The organism is Lysobacter sp. A286, assembly GCF_054052105.1.
In genome coordinates this window covers 34,650-52,656 of sequence record NZ_JBSVRJ010000001.1, presented here as the reverse complement: position 1 = coordinate 52,656, position 18,007 = coordinate 34,650, and the positions used below count along the sequence as shown (strand labels likewise).

At 66.0% G+C, this 18,007-nt stretch carries 15 protein-coding genes; 4 read left to right on the top strand and 11 right to left on the bottom strand.

Translation table 11 applies throughout. The annotated features are described in order from the left end of the window. Positions 1–14: 14 nt before the first annotated feature. Together ACW7G0_RS00250 and ACW7G0_RS00245 are read right to left on the bottom strand one after the other, a co-directional pair. On the bottom strand, positions 15–794 hold the full coding sequence (locus ACW7G0_RS00250; RefSeq protein WP_456989396.1) for an ABC transporter permease: 780 nt from the start codon (positions 792–794) through the stop codon (positions 15–17). Next, positions 794–1,723 (bottom strand): ABC transporter ATP-binding protein, encoded by a 930-nt coding sequence (locus ACW7G0_RS00245; RefSeq protein WP_456986887.1) that lies wholly within the window; start codon positions 1,721–1,723, stop codon positions 794–796. Before ACW7G0_RS00245 ends, ACW7G0_RS00250 begins: the two co-directional genes overlap by 1 nt. A 168-nt stretch (positions 1,724–1,891) precedes the next feature. Here ACW7G0_RS00245 and ACW7G0_RS00240 point away from each other — a divergent pair, with 168 nt between their 5' ends. From ACW7G0_RS00240 to ACW7G0_RS00225, 4 genes are read left to right on the top strand one after another with little or no spacing between them, the layout of a single operon-like run. Then, complete coding sequence (locus ACW7G0_RS00240) at positions 1,892–3,121, top strand: efflux RND transporter periplasmic adaptor subunit (protein ID WP_456986885.1); 1,230 nt, start codon at positions 1,892–1,894, stop codon at positions 3,119–3,121. A 54-nt stretch (positions 3,122–3,175) separates the two neighbouring features. Beyond that, positions 3,176–3,868: an ABC transporter ATP-binding protein gene (locus ACW7G0_RS00235; protein WP_456962533.1), complete on the top strand. Its 693-nt coding sequence runs from the start codon at positions 3,176–3,178 to the stop codon at positions 3,866–3,868. Between the two features lie 7 nt (positions 3,869–3,875). Beyond that, a complete protein-coding gene (locus ACW7G0_RS00230; RefSeq protein ID WP_456986883.1) occupies positions 3,876–5,033 on the top strand; it encodes an ABC transporter permease in 1,158 nt (385 codons plus the stop codon). A gap of 52 nt (positions 5,034–5,085) precedes the next feature. Further along, entirely contained in the window at positions 5,086–6,396 is a 1,311-nt protein-coding gene (locus ACW7G0_RS00225) for an ABC transporter permease (protein ID WP_456986881.1), read from the top strand. A 116-nt stretch (positions 6,397–6,512) separates the two neighbouring features. Here ACW7G0_RS00225 and ACW7G0_RS00220 read toward each other — a convergent pair whose 3' ends face one another. From ACW7G0_RS00220 to mrdA, 9 genes are all read right to left on the bottom strand, one after another. Continuing rightward, positions 6,513–8,756 carry a carboxy terminal-processing peptidase gene (locus ACW7G0_RS00220; RefSeq protein ID WP_456986880.1) on the bottom strand — a complete coding sequence of 748 codons (2,244 nt, stop codon included), beginning with the start codon at positions 8,754–8,756 and terminating at the stop codon, positions 6,513–6,515. Positions 8,757–8,993: 237 nt separating this feature from the next. Beyond that, entirely contained in the window at positions 8,994–9,995 is a 1,002-nt protein-coding gene (gene lipA, locus ACW7G0_RS00215) for a lipoyl synthase (protein ID WP_456989395.1), read from the bottom strand. Between the two features lie 11 nt (positions 9,996–10,006). Continuing rightward, on the bottom strand, positions 10,007–10,759 hold the full coding sequence (gene lipB, locus ACW7G0_RS00210) for a lipoyl(octanoyl) transferase LipB (RefSeq protein ID WP_456986878.1): 753 nt from the start codon (positions 10,757–10,759) through the stop codon (positions 10,007–10,009). Next, positions 10,747–11,025: a DUF493 family protein gene (locus ACW7G0_RS00205; RefSeq protein ID WP_456986876.1), complete on the bottom strand. Its 279-nt coding sequence runs from the start codon at positions 11,023–11,025 to the stop codon at positions 10,747–10,749. The genes lipB and ACW7G0_RS00205 overlap by 13 nt, the downstream gene beginning before the upstream one ends. 55 nt (positions 11,026–11,080) lie before the next feature. Further along, positions 11,081–12,298 (bottom strand): D-alanyl-D-alanine carboxypeptidase family protein, encoded by a 1,218-nt coding sequence (locus ACW7G0_RS00200; protein WP_456986874.1) that lies wholly within the window; start codon positions 12,296–12,298, stop codon positions 11,081–11,083. Positions 12,299–12,376: 78 nt separating this feature from the next. Further along, positions 12,377–13,735, bottom strand: coding sequence for a septal ring lytic transglycosylase RlpA family protein (locus tag ACW7G0_RS00195; protein WP_456986873.1), 1,359 nt, complete (start codon positions 13,733–13,735; stop codon positions 12,377–12,379). Then, the gene (gene mltB, locus ACW7G0_RS00190) at positions 13,732–14,871 is read right to left on the bottom strand and encodes a lytic murein transglycosylase B (protein WP_456986871.1); all 1,140 of its coding nucleotides are present in this window, start codon (positions 14,869–14,871) and stop codon (positions 13,732–13,734) included. Before mltB ends, ACW7G0_RS00195 begins: the two co-directional genes overlap by 4 nt. Positions 14,872–14,951: 80 nt before the next feature. Continuing rightward, positions 14,952–16,064, bottom strand: coding sequence for a rod shape-determining protein RodA (rodA, locus tag ACW7G0_RS00185; RefSeq protein WP_456986869.1), 1,113 nt, complete (start codon positions 16,062–16,064; stop codon positions 14,952–14,954). Beyond that, positions 16,061–18,004 carry a penicillin-binding protein 2 gene (mrdA, locus tag ACW7G0_RS00180; RefSeq protein WP_456986867.1) on the bottom strand — a complete coding sequence of 648 codons (1,944 nt, stop codon included), beginning with the start codon at positions 18,002–18,004 and terminating at the stop codon, positions 16,061–16,063. The genes rodA and mrdA overlap by 4 nt, the downstream gene beginning before the upstream one ends. Between the last annotated feature and the right edge of the window lie 3 nt (positions 18,005–18,007).

The following is an 18,007-nucleotide window of genomic DNA, read 5'->3' as shown; positions in this document are numbered from 1 at the left end:
CCCATGATCCCGCATCAGCCGTGCCGCCGCAGCCGGCGCTGTGCAAGCAGGAAGAACACCATGGTCACGCCCGCCAGCACCGCCACATGCAGCAGCAATCCGCTACCTGAGTCCATGCCGATCACCTTCAGCGCAACCTGCGCCAGATGCCAGGACGGCCACACCGGCGCGATGGCGCCCAACACCGGCGGCAGCATCGACAGCGGCATCCATAATCCGGACAGGAACGCCATGGGCAGGTAGATCAGATTGAGCACGGCCGGCGAACCCTGCCCGCCCACCGTGCCGATGTACAGGCCCAGCGCGCAGAACGGCAGCACCCCGATCACGTTGATGATGAACAACAACAGCCATTGCGACGCCTCCAGCGACACCTTGCCCAGCGTCGCCGCGAGCACGGCCAGCAGCAGCGAGACCATCACCGAGAACAGCATCGCCATCACCATCTTGGCGAACAGGTACGCCCCCGGCGGCATCGGCAACGCGCGTTTGTAGGCGATGAAACCGCGATCGCGCTCCATCGCCACCGTCACGCCGAAGCCGAACAGGCCGGTGCCCATGACACCGAACACGCCGTAGGTCGCGAGCAGATACCGCGCCGCCTGTCCGCCGTCGCTGCGGTTGAGCACCACCCCGAACAGCAGGTAGAACAGCGCCGGGAACAGCAGCAGCGGCAGCACAAACGACGGCGTGCGCAGCATGCGGCGGAACTCGCAGCGCGCTTCCAGCAGGTAGCTGCGCCAGGGCGGATGCGGGAGGTCGGCGAACGGCGTGGTGGATGCAAGGGGGTTCATCATGCGGCCTCGGCAGTGGATAACGACGCGGCGTGACCCTCGTCGCGGGTGAGATGGATGAAGGCTTCGGCGAGTCCGGCGCGCTGGACTTCCAGCCCGCCCAGCGCCGGATCATCGGCCAGCAGCCGGCGCACTACGGCCTCGGCTTCGTCGGTGATGATCTCGATGTGCGCGTCCCGGCGTTGCGCGCTGCGTACCTGCGGCCAGCCGGCAATGCGCGCGGCGTCCAGCGCCGACAGGCAGCGGATGCGCCGTTGCGCGACATGCGTGCGGATCTCGTCCATGCCGCCGGTGGCGATCACCCGGCCGCGATGCAGCACCGCCACGCGATCGGCCAGGGCCTCGGCTTCTTCCAGATAGTGGGTGGTCAGCAGTACGGCGCAGCCGCTTTCGACCATCGTGCGGATCGCCTGCCACAGCATCTGCCTCGCCTCGATGTCCAGCCCGGTGGTGGGTTCGTCGAGAAACAGCAACTGCGGATTGCCGCACACCGCCAGCGCAAACTGCACCCGGCGTTGCTGGCCGCCGGACAACCGCCCGTAACGTCGCTTCAGCAGGCCGTCCAGTCCGGCCAGCGCCACGCACTCGGCGACGCTGCGTGGCTGCGGGTAATAGCTGCGGGTGAGGTCAAGCAGTTCACGGACCGTGCTGGTGTCGGGAATGCCGGCCGACTGCAGCATCACCCCGATGCGCCGGCGCGCGGCGAGCCGGTGCGGCGACTGCCCGAACAGCGCGACCTCGCCGGCATCGGCCGACAACAGGCCCAGCAGCAGCGCGATCGCGGTGCTCTTGCCGGCGCCGTTTGCGCCCAGCAGGGCAAGCACCTGGCCGCGCTGCAGCGACAGGTCGACCCCGTCCAGGGCGAGCACCTTGCCGTAATGCTTGCGCACACCGCGCAGGCTGGCGAGTTCTGTCTGACAATCATCCATCGTGTGCGCCCTTGTTTGCGGGATGCAGTCACGATAGGCAGCGCGCGGCGGCGCCGGCAGTCCCGACGATCACCCGATTCGCATGACAACCGTCACGTGACGCTGCCCCGGCGGCCGCTTAGGCTGTTTCTGTCGCAGGGAGCGACTCCCCCAACACTACGGCCCACGATGACTACCAACGCCGAACTGCTGAAGGAACTCCGCATCGACCGCCAAGCCGCCCCGCCACCATCGCGGCGCGGTTTGTGGGTGGCGCTGGCGATCATTGCCCTGGCGGCATTGGCCATCGGCGCATGGCTATTGAGCCGCGACAGCGGGATCGAAGTACAGACCGCGCCGGTGGTGGCGATCGGCAGCAACAGCGCTTCCAGCTCGGTGCTCGATGCCAGCGGCTACGTGGTCGCGCGGCGCATGGCGACGGTCTCGTCCAAGATCACCGGCAAGGTGCGTGAGGTGTTGATCGAGGAAGGCCAGCATGTCGAGGCCGGTGAGGTGATGGCAACGCTGGATCCGGTCGATGCCGCCGCCCAGCGCGAGCTCGCCACCGCCCAGCTTGGCGCGGCGCGCAGCCAGATTGGTAGCGCCCGGGCCCGTCTGCGCGAGGCCGAAGCCAGTGCAACCCGCCTGGGTCCGCTGGTCAAACAGCAGTTGGTATCGCAAGCACAGTACGACCAGGCAGTGGCCGAGCGCGATGCGTTGCGTGCGCAGCTGCTGACCGCACAGCGCCAGGCGCAGGTCGCCGTAGACCAACTCGCGATCGCCGACAACGGCGTCGACAACACCGTGGTGCGCGCGCCGTTTGCCGGCGTGGTGATTGCCAAGGCCGCCCAGCCCGGCGAGATGATCTCTCCGCTGTCGGCCGGTGGCGGCTTCACCCGTACCGGCATCGGCACGATCGTGGACATGGATTCGCTGGAGGTCGAGGTCGACGTCGGCGAGGCCTACATCGGCCGGGTCAAGCCGGGGATGCCGGTCGAGGCGACGCTGAACGCGTATCCGGACTGGAAGATTCCCGGCGAGGTGATCGCGATCGTGCCGACCGCCGACCGCGGCAAGGCGACGGTGAAAGTGCGGGTCGCGCTGAACGAGCAGGATGACCGGATCGTGCCGGAAATGGGCGTGCGGGTGAGCTTCCTGCAGGCCCCAAACCCCGCTTCGCAGCAACCGCAGGGCGTACGCGTGCCGGCGGCGGCCATTGTGGAACGCGACGGCCTGGACGTGGCATTCGTGCTCGACCCCGACGACACGGTTGTGCAGCGCACACTGGCAACCGGGCGGGCGATGGGCGAGGACCGCCAGGTGATATCGGGCCTGAGCGCCGGAGAGACCGTCGTGCTTGACCCGCCGGAGGCGATGCAGGACGGCGCGAAAGTACGCATGGCGGAACAAGACAGCTAGAACCAAGACAGCTAGATCGGCGACACCCGCCGACAACCCACCGAGGCAAACGCAATGTCACCCCTGGTCAGCATCCGCAACCTCACCAAGACCTACCAGCGTGGTCCCGAGAAGATCCAGGTGCTGCACGGCCTCGACCTGGACATCCCGAAAGGCGATTTCGTCGCATTGATGGGGCCGTCGGGATCGGGCAAGACCACCTTGCTCAACCTGATCGGCGGGCTCGACAACCCCAGCTCGGGCGAGATCGAGATCGAAGGCGAGCGCATCGACCGGATGAGCGCCGGCCAACTGGCCAACTGGCGCAGCCGCCATGTCGGTTTCGTGTTCCAGTTCTACAACCTGATGCCGATGCTGACCGCGCAGAAGAACGTCGAACTGCCACTGTTGCTGACCCACCTGGGCAGCGCGCAACGCAAGCGCAACGCCGATATCGCGCTGCAACTGGTCGGCCTGGCCGATCGCAAGACGCACAAGCCCAACGAGCTGTCCGGCGGCCAGCAGCAACGCGTGGCGATTGCACGGGCCATTGTCTCCGACCCGACCTTCCTGATCTGCGACGAGCCGACCGGCGACCTGGACCGCCATTCGGCCGAGGAGATCCTGCAGCTGCTGCAGATGCTCAACCGCGAGCACGGCAAGACCATCATCATGGTCACCCACGACCCCAAGGCCGCCGAGTACGCCAGCCACACAATCCATCTGGACAAGGGTGAACTGGTCGACGCGCCGGCGATGGCGCACTGAGGCGGCCATGAAATACCTTTCGCTGATCTGGGCCCAGTTGTTCCGCAGCAAGACCCGCACCCTGCTGACACTGCTATCGGTGGTCGCCGCCTTCATGCTGTTCGGGATGCTGGATTCGGTGCGCGTGGCATTCAACTCCGGCGGCAGCGTGGACGGCGCCAACCGCTTGATCGTCGCCTCGCGCCTGTCGATCACCCAGACCCTGCCGACCCGCCTGCTGCCGCAGATCGAGGCGGTCCCGGGCGTGGAGAAGGTGAGTTATGCGATGTGGTTTGGCGGCATCTACCGCGACCCGAAGAACTTCTTCCCGAACTTCTCGGTGGCCGACAACTACTTCGATGTCTACAGCGACTTCGATGTGCCACCGGAGCAGCTGAAGGCGTTCCGCGCCAACCGCACCGGAGCCGCCGTGGGCGAGGCGCTGGCCAACAAGTTCGACTGGAAGCTGGGCGATACCATCCCGTTGCAGGCAACGATCTTTCCGCGCGACGGCAGCAACGACTGGCCGCTGCAGGTCAGCGCGATCTTCCGCGCCCGGGACCGCGAGAACATGGGGGCCGAAAACCAGCTGATGATGCACTGGAAGTATTTCGACGAGGCCAACGACTACATCAAGAGCCGGGTGAGTTTTTTCACCGTGCAAATCGGCAACCCCGCGCGGGCCTCCCAGATCGCGCAGGCGATCGATGCGCTGTCGGCCAACTCCGACCACGAGACCAAGAGCCAGACCGAGTCCGCGTTCCAGCAGGCGTTCGCGAAACAGTTCGCCGACATCGGCCTGATCGTCAGCGCGATCATGGGCGCGGTGTTCTTCACCTTGCTGCTGCTGACCGGCAACACCATGGCCCAGGCGGTGCGCGAGCGCGTGCCGGAGCTGGCCACGCTGAAAACCCTGGGCTTCACCGATGGCACCGTGCTGACCCTGGTGATGGTGGAATCGGTGCTGCTGGTGGTATTGGGCGGCTTGATCGGGTTGGGGCTGGCATCGGCAATCATGCCCACTCTCGCCGCCCTGAGCGGCGGCATGATCTCGCTGCCACAGGTACCCGCGCAGACTTGGCTGGTCGGCTTGGGATTGATGGTCGGGATCGGCATCATCGTCGGCCTGTTGCCGGCACTGCGGGCGAAGCGGCTGAAGATCGTCGACGCGCTGGCGGGACGCTGATGATGGCTCGGACCGGCCTGCCCACTCCAATGAATAACGCGGGGATCGGACCATGAACAAGCAATGGCTGTGGAACCTGTTGTCGATCCTGTTGCTGCTGGTCGGGCTGGCCGTGTGGACCACGCTGCCCTGGTACGCCGTGCTCGCGGTGGCGGTGCTGCTCGGGCTGTGGCTGTCGTTCACTCATGCCGGCCGGCTCGCGCTGGCGGCGGCGCGGATCGGCATCGCCAGCCTGCCGCAGCGCTGGGGGGCCTCCTCTGTGATCATCATCGGCATCGCCGGCGTGGTCGGCGTGCTGGTCGCGATGCTGGCGATGGGCGAGGGCTTCAAGGCAACCCTGGATGCGACCGGCAGCGACGACACCGCGATCGTCCTGCGCGGCGGTTCGCAGGCGGAAACCAACTCGATTATCTTGCGCGAGCAGGTACCACTGGTCGCCAACCTGCCCGGCATCCAGCAGGGCGCCGACGGCAAGCCGCTGTTGTCGGCGGAATTGTCACAGGTCGTGGCGTTGCCGTCACGCGCCGATGGCAGCGATGCCAACGCGCAGTTCCGCGGAGTCGGCGAAGAGGCCTGGGAAGTGCGCGACGGCATCCGCATCATCGAGGGCCGCAAGTTCGGCGCCGGTCTGCACGAGCTGATGGTCGGCCAAGGCGCGCAGTCGCAGTTCGCCGGCCTTGAGGTCGGCAACACGCTGGATTTCGCCAACCAGGAGTGGACCATCGTCGGCACCTTCGCCTCCGGTGATGCGCACGACTCGGAGCTGTGGGGCGATGCGGAAACCATCGCCGCGGCCTACCGGCGCAACGCATTCCAATCGATCACCGTGCGCGTCCAGGGCAAGGCCGGTTTCGAGCAGCTCAAGGCCGCAATGGACGCCGATCCACGACTGAAGCTGGACGTCGAAACCACCCGCGATTACTACGCCAAGCAATCCGGACAGCTGACCAAACTGATCAGCATCCTGGGCACCGCGATCGGCGCGATCATGGCCATTGGCGCGGTCTTCGGCGCGCTCAACACCATGTACGCGGCGGTCGCCGGACGCGCCCGCGAGATCGCCACCATGCGCGCGATTGGCTTCCGCAGCCTGCCGGTGGTGATGGCGGTGATGCTGGAGACGATGCTGCTCGCCCTGCTGGGCGGCGTGTTGGGCGGCCTGATCGCCTGGCTGGTGTTCAACGGCTACACGGTATCGACGCTCGGCAACAACTTCAGCCAGGTCGTATTCCAGTTCAAGGTCTCACCGGAACTGCTTTGGACCGGCTTGAAGTGGGCCCTGGGCATCGGCCTGGTGGGCGGGCTGTTCCCGGCATTGCGGGCGGCGCGGTTGCCGGTGACCGAGGCGCTGCGGGGGGCCTGAAGCGAACGGCCAAAGCCCGCTTGCCGCATAACAACACGGCACCCGAAGGCGCCCGTGTTGTCTAGTACCTTGCGCTATCGCGTCGGTTTCAACGCGTCGGCTTCAACACGTCGTTTTCAATCTGCCCAGCTGCCAACAACGGTCGACTGCGGCAGCACCACGCTGGACAGCTGCGCGTCGTTGCCCAGCAGGTAGATCGCGTCGGCAAGGATCGCCGCGGACTCCTGCAGCAGCGGGTCGGGACGATCTTCGGCCGCCTTCTCGCGCGCGGTGTCCTTGATGATGTCGCGCTCGTTGGCGGTCAGGCCGTCGTCGGCGGAAGCCAGCGCCAGCGGATCCAGCGCCAGGCCCAGCTCCTTGCGGGTGTCCTGGCGTTGCTGTCGTCGCGCCTCGTTGGCATCACGCTCGGTCCGACGCTCCTGCTCGTTCAAGGAGATCGAGGTCTTGTCGGCTTCCTTGCGGAACCTGGCGACATCCTCGTTCCACCACGTGAACTCCAGGCTCTCGACAATCCGTGCGGCATGCAGGGTCTCAAGCTTCGGCAACAAGGGCTGGAAGTTGCCGTAGCTGACGTGCGGCACTCCAGCGATCCGGGTCCAGGGCAAGGCGTTGTCATAGGTGCTCTCGCCGTATTCGCTGGCATCGACCGAGGCGGGGAAATTGATGTCCGGCACCACGCCCTTGTTCTGGGTCGAGCTGCCATCGGGCAGGAAGAACTGGGCGACGGTCAGCTTGACCTGGCCGAAGCGCTCTTCCTCGGTCGCCGGCCAGCGGTCCAGGTCGACCAGGTTCTGCACGGTGCCCTTGCCGAAGGTGGTCTCACCGATCACCAGGCCACGGCCGTAGTCCTGGATCGCACCGGCGAAGATCTCCGAGGCCGACGCGGAGCCGCGATTGACCAGCACCGCAAACGGGCCATCCCAGGCCACGCCGCGATCCTCGTCACCATTGACACTGACCCGACCGCCGGACTCGCGCACCTGCACCACCGGTCCCTGGTCGATGAACAAACCGGTCAACTCGATCGCCTCGTTCAATGAGCCGCCGCCGTTGTTGCGCAGGTCCAGGACCACCCCGTCCACGCCATCGGCCTCCAGTTCGGCCAGCAACTTGGCGACGTCGCGCGTGGCGGAGGCATAGTCGTCCTTGTGCAGTCGGCGACCTTCAAAGTCCTGGTAGAAACCGGGCAGCTCGATGACGCCGATCCGCTGGTCCGGGACATCGCCCTCGCCTTCGATTTCCAACACTTTCGACTTCGCCGCCTGGTCCTCCAACCGCACCTTGTCGCGGGTGATCAGCACCCGTACCGGCTTGCTGTCGAGCCCGGCCTCGGCCGGGATGATGTCCAGGCGTACCTGGGAATCCTTGGGTCCACGAATCAGCTCGACCACGTTGTCGATGCGCCAGCCGATTACGTCTTCCATCGGACCCTCTTTATCCTGGCCGACACCCACCACGCGGTCACCGGGCGCCAGGATCCCGGACTTGTCGGCCGGTCCACCGGGCACGATTTCGCGGATTGCAACGATGTCGTCCTGCTTTTGCAGCACTGCGCCGATGCCTTCCAGCGACAGCGACATCGACAGGTTGAAGTTCTCCGCCGAGCGCGGCGTGAAGTAACTGGTGTGCGGGTCAATTGCGCTGGTGTAGCTGTTGAGGAAGGTCTGGAACACGTCCTGACCCTCCAGCTGGGTGATGTTCTCGGCCAGGTTGCCGTAACGCTTGTCCAGCGTCTCGCGGATCTTGTCGGCGTCCTTTCCCGCCAGCTTCAAGCGCAGCCAGTCGTTGCGAACCGATTGCTTCCACAGTTGATCCAGCTCGGCCGTGTCGGCCGCCCACGGCGCGTCCTCACGGTCGTAATGGAAGCGGTCATCGCCGGTGAAATCGAAGATGTCCTGCTTCAACAATGCGCGGGCATAGGCCACCCGCTCCATCACACGCTGGGCATAGAGGTCGAAAATCTCGTATGCCGGCTGCATCTGGCCACTCTTGATGGCGTCGTCAAGCTCGGTGCGGTAGCGGTCAAAACTGGAAATATCGGCCTGGGTGAAAAACTGCTTGCCGCCGTCGAGCGCTTCCAGGTAGCGCGTGTACATGTCGGCCGACAACGCATCGTCAAGCGGCTGTGGCCGATAGGCGTAACGGCTGTCGGACAACAAGCCGTAGACCAGCTTGGCCGCCGTGGCCTGGTCGGGGGTCACGTTGTCGGGCAGGTCCATGCTCAGGCTGGGCTTGTCCGCCGCGACCTGGGTCACTGGCGGCGCTACCGGCACGGGCGCGACGGATGGGGAAGTGTCGGCATGCCCCAACATCGCCAGGGGCGCGGTCAGCAGCAACGCAAGCAGGGGAGTGTTGGTCATGGAATAGGGCTGGGCGGCCAATAGTGAAGGGGGGACAGGCCTGGCGCGGGGCCATGGAACTCAGGTTGCAAATATCTTGGACAAGTCGACAGTGCCTAAAGTTGCTGCCGCTGTCACGACATCGGCCCGGGAAAACCCCGAAACAGGCGAAATCCACCCCTTCAATGACGGTTTTGGTTCAGTTTGATCGCGTTTGGCGGTCAGGCAGGCGCGTCGGGTGGAAACCCGATGGCGCCATCAGGCCACGCCGGCCTCCGCTGCCGAACGGTCCGCATGGTAAGACGAGCGCACCAGCGGGCCGGAGGCGACGTGGCCAAACCCGAGCTCCAAGCCAAACACTTCCAGCTCCTTGTACTCTTCCGGCGTCCAATAGCGCATCACCGGGTGGTGGTGGGCGCTGGGCTGCAGGTACTGGCCGATGGTGATCATGTCGACATCGTGCGCGCGCAGGTCGCGCAGGGTCTGCCGGACCTGGTCCATGGTCTCGCCCAGCCCCAGCATGATCCCGGACTTGGTGGTCAGCTCCGGATGGCGCGCCTTGAACTTCTGCAGCAGGGTCAACGACCACTGGTAATCGGCGCCGGGACGGACGTTGCGGTACAGCTCCGGCACGGTCTCCAGGTTGTGGTTGAACACGTCCGGGGTGTTGGTTGCCAGGATCTCCAGCGCGCGGTCCATCCGGCCCTTGCCGCGGAAGTCCGGAGTCAGGATCTCGATCCGGGTGCTCGGGCTGTGGGCACGGATGGCGGCGATGCAGTCGACAAAATGCTGGGCGCCGCCATCGCGCAGGTCGTCCCGGTCCACCGAGGTAATCACCACGTACTTCAGGCCCATGTCGGCGACGGTGCGGGCCAGGTTCTCCGGCTCGGAGGCATCAGGCGGCTTGGGACGGCCGTGGGCGACGTCGCAGAAGCTGCAACGGCGCGTGCACACCTCGCCCAGGATCATGAACGTGGCGGTGCCGTGACCGAAGCACTCATGGATGTTGGGGCAGCTGGCTTCCTCGCATACCGTCACCAACCGGTTCTCGCGCAGCTTCGCCTTGAGCTTGGCGACCGCATTGCCGGACGGGATCCGGACCCGGATCCAGGACGGCTTGCGCAGTACCGGGACGTCGGCAAACTGCACCGGCGAGCGGTTGATCTTGTCGCCCGCCAATTGCTTCACGCCCGGCTGCAGCGACGCCGGAGCGTCATTGCCGACAACCGCGAGCGGAATGGATTTTGCGGTGCCGGTCATGGCGGAGTCGGTCATGGCAATGCAGTGCTCTTGATGTTGTTGGCCCCCGGTCCGGTTTTCACGGGAGGGCTGGATGATGGCGCGTGAAACACGCCCGCCGCCGCTTCGACCGCCAATCCGAACTGGCTGGCGAGATGCCCGACCAGCGCCGGCTTGACCGCTTCAAGTCCCGAAGGGCCGCCAAAGTCTACCATCGAGGCCACCTGCAACCCCGCGTAACCACAGGGGTTTATGCGCTGGAATGGCGACAGGTCCATGTCGACATTGAGCGCCAGCCCGTGGAAGGTGCAGCCGCGCCGCACCCGGATACCCAGTGCGGCGATCTTGGCGCCGGCCACGTAGACCCCCGGGGCGCCTGCGCGGCGAACCGCGGTGATGTTCCAATCGGCCAGGGTATCGATGACCGACTGCTCGATCCGGCACACGTACTCGCGCACCCCGATCTTCAGCCGGCGCAGGTCCAGCAACGGATACAGCACCAGCTGCCCCGGCCCGTGGTAGGTCACCTGGCCGCCGCGGTCGACATGGATCACCGGGATGTCGCCCGCAGCCAGAACGTGCTCGGATTTGCCGGCCTGGCCGAGGGTGAATACCGGCTCGTGTTCGACCAGCCACAGCTCATCGTCGGTGTCGCCATCGCGCGCGTCGGTAAAGGCCTGCATCGCGCGCCAGACCGGCTCGTAGGGCTGGCGGCCCGCCAGGTCACGCAGCTTGGCGGCAGGCCGCAGACGCGGCCGGCCCTGCGCGGCAACTACAGCGTCCACTTTACTTCCGGGTGGTCGCGCAGCACCTGATGGGCGAGATCGTATTGCGCGCGGCTGTCCGCCAGAAACACGATCCGCACCGAGACGTACTTGCCGTTGGACGAGTGTTTCCAGTCGATGTGTTCGCTGCGCACTTCGATACCGGCATCGAGCAAGCGTTGCGGCAGTTCCTGCTCCAGTCCGATCTCGGCCGCGCCCATGGCGCTGAGCTGGAATTCACCGGGAAACTGGAACCCGTGTTCGGGATTGTCGGAGATTATGTCCATCGGTCAATTATGGGTACGACCCGCCGCCAACCCAAGGTGGCGGCGGCAAGCGGACTCAGACCGATTCCCACCACATCAGCAGCTCGTGCCACAGGCGCTTGAAGAAGCCGCCTTCTTCGATCGCGGCCAGCGCGACCAACGGCCTCTCGGCAATGACCTTCCCGTCCAGCGTGACCTTCACGGTGCCGATCGCCTGGCCCTTGGCAATCGGCGCGACCAGGGTCTTGGGTACATCCATGGTCGGCTTGAGCTGCTCGTACTTGCCGCGCGGCAAGGTCACCAGCAACGGCGCGGCCACCCCAAGCTGGACCTCGTCGGCGGTGCCCTTCCAGACCTTCTGGGTCGCAATCGAGGTGTCCGCGTCATACAGCTTGTGCGTCTCGTAGAAGCGGAACCCCCAGTTGAGCAGGGCCTGGCTGTCATCGGCGCGTTGCTTTTCCGAGCTTGAGCCAAGCACCACCGAAACCAGCCGCTGGTCACCGCGCTTGGCCGACGCCATCAGGCAGTAGCCGGCGGCCGAGGTGTGCCCGGTCTTGATGCCATCCACGCTCTTGTCGCGCCACAACAGCACGTTGCGGTTGGGCTGGGTGATCGGGCCGACGGTGAATTCCTTGATCTTGTTGTAGGCGTAGGTCTCCGGGAAGTTCAACGCCAGCGCCCGGCCCAGCAACGCCAGGTCGCGGGCCGTGGACACGTGGCCTTCGTCGGTCAATCCGGTGGCGTTGACGAAATGGGTGTTCTTCATGCCGATGCGCTCGGCGTACTGGTTCATCAGCGCGGCAAACGCATCTTCACTGCCGGCGACATGCTCGGCCAGTGCAATCGCGGCATCGTTGCCCGACTGCACCACCATGCCCTTCTCCATCTCCAGCAGCGGTGCCGACTGGTTGACCTGGAAACCCGAATAACTGCCATCGGTGCCCGCACCACCCTTGCGCCAGGCGTTCTCGGTCATCATCACCTGATCGTCGGCTTTGACCTTGCCGCCGGCCATTTCGGCGGCGATCACATAGCTGGTCATGACCTTGGTGATGCTGGCCGGCGGCAACGGAGCGTCGATATTTTCCCCCGCCAACACATTGCCACTGGCCGCGTCCATCACCACCCAGGCCTCTCCCACCACCTCGGGCGGCGGCGGCACCGGCAGCGATTCACTGGCCGGCGCGAGCGCCGCCGGTTTTGGCAGCGCGGGCGTCTGGGCAAAGGCCAGACCGACGGCAAAGGTGGCCAGTGCGGCAAGACTGATCGATCGAAAGACGGTTGGGGACTTCATCGTTGAACTGCTCCGGGTCGACGCGCGGCCGAGGTGTATCGGGATATCTCTATCGGGATATCTGGAAGGAAGGGGTAATCATTCGATGACGCGCTGCGGCGCGCCAAAGCCCAGACTGGCAATACGGCTGGCCAGCGCCGGTGCGGTATCGGCCGGCAGCGGGCCGACGCGCAGGCGCCAGACATGCTGGCCAGCCGCATTGCCGCCCTGGAGGCTGGCATCGGCGATACCGGCGCCACGCAACATTGCCAACGCGCGATCTGCATTGTCACGCCCGGCAAAGCTCGCGACCTGCAAGGTCACGCTCTCATCGGACGCGTCCGCGCCAGTGGTCACGACCTTGGCCACCGCCGCGGCTGCCTGGGCCGGGTTGGCAGGATCGTCGATCACCAGGCTGGCTGTGGTGGCAACGCGATCGGGCGTGCCCGGCCGTCCGGTGGCGACGCGTACCCGGCGCTGCTGCATCCAGGTATCGAATTCCTCGGCCGTCATGGTCCGGCCGTCCTGGTTCATGTCGAAGCGCCATTGTTGCGCCGTCGAACCATCCGTCACCACGGTGCCGGCGGCAGAAGCAGCAGTCACCGCCGCAGTGTTCGCCGGGTTTTCCGCCGCGCCGGGGGCCGGCCTCGGTTTGCCGGTGGCAATCCGCACCCCCGGTGGCAGCTTGACCGCATCAGCGGCGGCGACCGGCAACGACGCAACCAGCTTGTCCATCGAACTGGCCGCCGCCGGCACCGCAACTGCGGCCGTTTCATTCGTGGCAGGCGCGTCGCCGGCGTAGCTCGAGCCATCCTCACCAGGCTGCAACGCGCGAACTTCCACGCTTCCGGTGCCGGCCTGGGTGATGCCCAGTTTGAGCGCGGCGGCATAGCTCAGGTCGATCACCCGGCCTTCGTGGAACGGTCCGCGGTCATTGACCCGCACCACCACCGTCTTGCCGTTGTCCAGGTTGGTGACCCGGGCAAAACTGGGTAGCGGCAGCGTCTTGTGCGCTGCGGTGAACGCGTACATGTCGTACACCTCCATGTTGGAGGTGCGCCGGCCATGGAACTTGTTGCCGTAATAGGACGCCTTGCCGCGCTCGACGTAGCCCTCGCTGTCGTCCATGACGTGGTACTTCTTGCCGAGCACGCTGTAGGTCGACCGGTTGCCGTAGCGCGATCGCTCCAGCGCCTCCACGTCGGGCTCGGGGATCAGCGAGACATCGATATCCACATCGGGTGCGGAATCGGCGATGTGCGGCGCGTACAGGCCGCCGGCGGTGTAATCGCCGCGCTTGCTCAGGTCCTCCTTGGCAGCAGGGTAGGGAGATTTTCGCTGACTGCTGGTGCCGCGGTCCTGGTCGGCGGCCGCACCGGGCGCGGTTGCCGGCTTTTCAGGGGCACTGGCGCAGGACGCCAGACCGATGACCAGGGTCGCGACCAGCAGCCGCTTCATGCGCCCGGCTGGCCCGTGCCGGCGACCGGGATCTCACGTCCGGCAATGGCCTCCGACAACTGATAAACGGCCATCGCGTAATGCTTGGAGATGTTGTAGCGGGTGATCGCGTAGAAGTTCTGGAACCCGAACCAGTACTCCTTGCCATCCACGCCATCCAGATTCAGCAAGGTCGCGGTGTCCACCCCGGTCACCGGAACCGCCGGCGTGTAACCGCGCGCGGCCAACTGGGCCAGGGTATAGCGTGGCTCCAGGCCTTCGGGCTCGAAGTCCTGCGCGTCGCTGGCGCGGATCGCCCGCACGGTGACCGGCTCCCCGCGCTGCCAGCCGCCCTTTTCCACGAAGTAATTGGCGACCGATGCGAACACGTCGTCCAGGTCGGTAAACAGGTCGATCTTGCCATCACCGTTGCCATCGACGGCATAGTCGCGGTAGCTGGACGGCATGAACTGGCCCCAGCCCATCGCCCCGGCATAGCTTCCCTTCCGCGTGGTGACGTCGAAACCGGCTTCCTTGCCCAGCGCGAACAACTGCGCCAGCTCGTCGCGGAAGAACGCCTCACGGGTGTTCTCACGCTCGATCTTGCCGGGCAGGTTGGTGCGGGGGTAGGCGAAGGCCAGCGTGTACAGCGCATCGATCACCGGGTAGCTGCCGGTATTGCCGCCATAGCTGGTTTCCACGCCCAGGATGGCCACGATGATCTCGGGCGGGACGCCGTACTCGGCCTCTACCTTTTCCAGCGCATCGCGGTGCTTGGCCAGGAAGGCCCGGCCTTGGTCGATCCGGCCCTGGGTGATGAAGATCGGCCGATAGCCGCTCCATGGCTTGGCCTCTGCCGGGCGGGTCATCGCGGTGATGATGCTGTCGCGGATCTCCGCCTGGTCCAGCACCGTCTTGATGTAATCGGCATCGACGTCGTACTTGGCCGCTGCGGTGCGCACGAAGACCGGCACCGCCTGTTCGATCGGCTGCGCACTGGACACCACCGGCGTCGATGGCGGCGGCGTCGGCGCCACCGGCTCGGCCACCTGGGGCGGCTCAGATTGAGGAATCGGCGGCGGCGTCTGCGTGGCGCAGGCCACCAGCACGAGCGGGAGCGCACATAGCAGGGCGCGACTGGCGAGTTGGCGTGTCATCGCGGCGAGATTACCACGCACGCGAAAGGCCCAGAACCGTTGAAGACGTATCACGACGCCGTGAGTCAGGTGGTGTTGTCTCAACGCCCGTGCACCGGCCGATGCGCGCGCACTGCCATCACCACGCCCATGCCCGCCAGCAAGGACACCGCCGAGGTGCCGCCGTAGCTCAGCAGCGGCATCGGCACCCCCACCACCGGCATCAACCCGGCCACCATGCCGCCGTTGACCACCACATAGACGCAGAATGCCAAACCAAGTGATCCGGCCAGCAGTCGCGAATAGCCATCGCGCGCCTGGGCGGCAATCCACAGGCAGCGCCCCACCACGAACATGTACAACGTCAACGTCACTGCCACGCCGATCCAGCCGAATTCCTCGCTGAGCACGGCGAAGATGAAGTCGGTGGTGTGCTCGGGAATATAGTTGAGGTGGGCCTGGGTGCCCTCACCCCAGCCCTTGCCGGTGAAGCCACCGCCGCCGATCGCGATCTTGCTCTGGATGATGTTCCAGCCGGCGCCGAGCGGGTCGCTCTCGGGATCGAGAAACATCAGGATGCGGTCTTTCTGGTAAGGCTTGAGCAGCCAGAACCACGCCGCCGGCGCGCTGGCGGCAACCGCACCAAAGCCGACACCAAACCACCACCACGACAGTCCGGCCAGGTACAGCACGAACGCGCCGCTGACACCTACCAGCATGGCGGTGCCGAGGTCCGGCTGCAGCAATATCAGGCCGGTTGGCACGATGATGATCGCGGCCGCGACCAGCACCACCGAGAACTGCGGCGGCAGCGGCTGACGGTTGAGATACCACGCCACCATCATCGGCAATGCCAGCTTCAGCAGCTCGGCGGGTTGGAAGTAGAACAGCCCCAGGTTGATCCAGTGGGCCCCGTGCCGGCCCTGACCGACAAACAGCACCACCAGCAGCGGCAACAATGCGATGCCATAGGCCAACGGGGTCCAGTTGCGCAGTTGGATGGGCGGCAACCGGGAAAGCAGCCACAACGCACCCAGCCCCACCGCAAACCGTGAGCCTTGCGCCACCACCAGAGCAGTGGACTGGCCACCGGCGCTGTAGAGCACCGCCAGGCCGATCGCCATCAGCGCCAGCAACGCCCCCAGCAATAGCCAGTCGAGCGTGCGCACGCCGCGCCGCAGCAGGTCCAACAACCAGCGCAGGATCACGCTCATGGCGCAGGCTCGTCGGCGGTGGCGGTCGCTGATGGATCCAGCGGCGCATCGGTTGCCGGCTCGGTCGCGCTGTCGTCCAGCGGCGCCAGGCCGTCCGGCATCTTGCCCAGCAGCCAGGCATCAAAGCCGGCACGCGCGATCGGCGCAGCGGTGCTGCCACCGTAGCCGCCGTGCTCGACCACCACCGCGATCGCGATCGTCGGCTCCTCCGCCGGTGCGTATCCAATGAACAACGCGGTATGACGCAGGTGGTAGGGCAGCGAGTGCGGGTCACGGCTGATGTTGCCCTTGCGGCTGGAGCGTTGGGCGGTGCCGGTCTTGCCGGCGATGGTGTACGGCGCGCCGCGGCCGGTCGCGCGGGCCGTGCCACGGGGTCCGTTGACGGTGGCCACCATCCCCTCCTGTACCGCACGCAGATGCCCGGGGTTGTCGGTGATCGCTGAGCTGGGTGTCTCCGCCAGCGGCTGCCAGGGGGCGCCGTAGCGGTCGCGCCGGGCCTGCAGCAGCCGCAGCTCGTGCAGGTCGCCGCCGTTGGCAATCGCCGCCGTGGCACGCACCAGTTGCAGCGCACTGGCAATCCAGTAGCCCTGGCCGATGCCGGAGATCACCGTCTCGCCGGGGTACCACGGCTCGGTACTGATTGATCGCTTGTAGTCGCGCGACGGCACCACCCCGTCGGTCTCTCCCGCCAGGTCGATACCGGTCTGCTCGCCGAACCCGTAGCGATGCATGTACTGGGCGAACGTATCGATGCCCATGTCCAGGGCAAGCTTGTAGTAGTAGGTGTTGACCGATTGCGAGATCGAATCGCGCAGATCGACCCAACCGTGGCCGCCGCGGTGCGAATCGCGATAACCGCGGCTCTGCCCCGGGATGTGGAACTCGCCGCTGGAGAAGGTCTTGTCGGCCGGCGTGCGCAGGCCGCTGTCGACCCCGGCCAGGGCCACCATCGGCTTGACCGTCGACCCCGGCGGGCCGCCGCCGAGCACGTTGCGGTTGAACAACGGCCGCGACGGATTGTTGATCAGCGCGTTGTAGTCGGCATGGGAGATGCCGTTGACGAACATGTTGGTGTCGTACGACGGCAGGCTGACCATTGCCAGCACCTGACCGGTCCTGGGATCGATCGCCACCGCCGAGCCGTCGGCATCGCCAAATGCCGCCACCATCGCCCGTTGCAGGTCCACGTCGATCGACAGCTGCAAGTCCGCCCCCGGGGTCGCCGCCACCCGCCCGACCACCCGCATCGGTCGACCATCGACATTAGTCTCGACCTTCTCGTACCCCACCTTGCCGCGCAACGCCTGCTCGTAGAAGCGCTCCACCCCGGTCTTGCCGGTATGGCTGAACAACATGCCCGCCTCGCCCATGGTCTCCCGGTCCTCGACATCGACCCGGCCGACATAACCGATCACGTGGGCCAGCAACTCGCCATACAGGTAACGACGATTGAGGTACGACACCACCTCGATTCCCGGATAGCGCCAGCGGTCGACCGCGAACCGGGCGACCTCTTCCGGCGTGACGCGCAGTTTCAGCGGGATCGCCTTGAACCCACGGGTCACCTTGCGCGCCTGCAGGAACTCCTCGACGTCCTGCGGCGACAGCTCGACGATGCGCGCCAGCTCCGGTAGCCACTTGTCAGGGTCGCCGGCCTCGCCGGGAGTGACCTCCAGGCGGAATGCCGGCACGTTGTCGGCCAGGATCCGTCCGTCGCGGTCGTAGATCAGGCCACGCCCAGGCACCACCGGCTGCAACTTGATCCGGTTCTGCTCCGAGCGTGTCGCGTAGTCTTCGTACTGCCAGACCTGCAGGCGGAAATACCCCAGTGCCAACCCGCCCAACGCCAGCATCACGCCGGCGAACGCAACGCCCGCACGCCGGCGGAACTGCCCGGATTCCGCCGCCGAATTCTTGACCACTTTGCGCAAACGGCGCATGCC

Bases quoted from the DNA above. Each gene is read 5' to 3' on its own strand.
- ACW7G0_RS00250 (WP_456989396.1), bottom strand. From the start codon at position 794: ATGAACCCCCTTGCATCCACCACGCCGTTCGCCGACCTCCCGCATCCG.
- ACW7G0_RS00245 (WP_456986887.1), bottom strand. From the start codon at position 1,723: ATGGATGATTGTCAGACAGAACTCGCCAGCCTGCGCGGTGTGCGCAAG.
- ACW7G0_RS00240 (WP_456986885.1), top strand. From the start codon at position 1,892: ATGACTACCAACGCCGAACTGCTGAAGGAACTCCGCATCGACCGCCAA.
- ACW7G0_RS00235 (WP_456962533.1), top strand. From the start codon at position 3,176: ATGTCACCCCTGGTCAGCATCCGCAACCTCACCAAGACCTACCAGCGT.
- ACW7G0_RS00230 (WP_456986883.1), top strand. From the start codon at position 3,876: ATGAAATACCTTTCGCTGATCTGGGCCCAGTTGTTCCGCAGCAAGACC.
- ACW7G0_RS00225 (WP_456986881.1), top strand. From the start codon at position 5,086: ATGAACAAGCAATGGCTGTGGAACCTGTTGTCGATCCTGTTGCTGCTG.
- ACW7G0_RS00220 (WP_456986880.1), bottom strand. From the start codon at position 8,756: ATGACCAACACTCCCCTGCTTGCGTTGCTGCTGACCGCGCCCCTGGCG.
- lipA (WP_456989395.1), bottom strand. From the start codon at position 9,995: ATGACCGGCACCGCAAAATCCATTCCGCTCGCGGTTGTCGGCAATGAC.
- ACW7G0_RS00205 (WP_456986876.1), bottom strand. From the start codon at position 11,025: ATGGACATAATCTCCGACAATCCCGAACACGGGTTCCAGTTTCCCGGT.
- ACW7G0_RS00200 (WP_456986874.1), bottom strand. From the start codon at position 12,298: ATGAAGTCCCCAACCGTCTTTCGATCGATCAGTCTTGCCGCACTGGCC.
- ACW7G0_RS00195 (WP_456986873.1), bottom strand. From the start codon at position 13,735: ATGAAGCGGCTGCTGGTCGCGACCCTGGTCATCGGTCTGGCGTCCTGC.
- mltB (WP_456986871.1), bottom strand. From the start codon at position 14,871: ATGACACGCCAACTCGCCAGTCGCGCCCTGCTATGTGCGCTCCCGCTC.
- rodA (WP_456986869.1), bottom strand. From the start codon at position 16,064: ATGAGCGTGATCCTGCGCTGGTTGTTGGACCTGCTGCGGCGCGGCGTG.
- mrdA (WP_456986867.1), bottom strand. From the start codon at position 18,004: ATGCGCCGTTTGCGCAAAGTGGTCAAGAATTCGGCGGCGGAATCCGGG.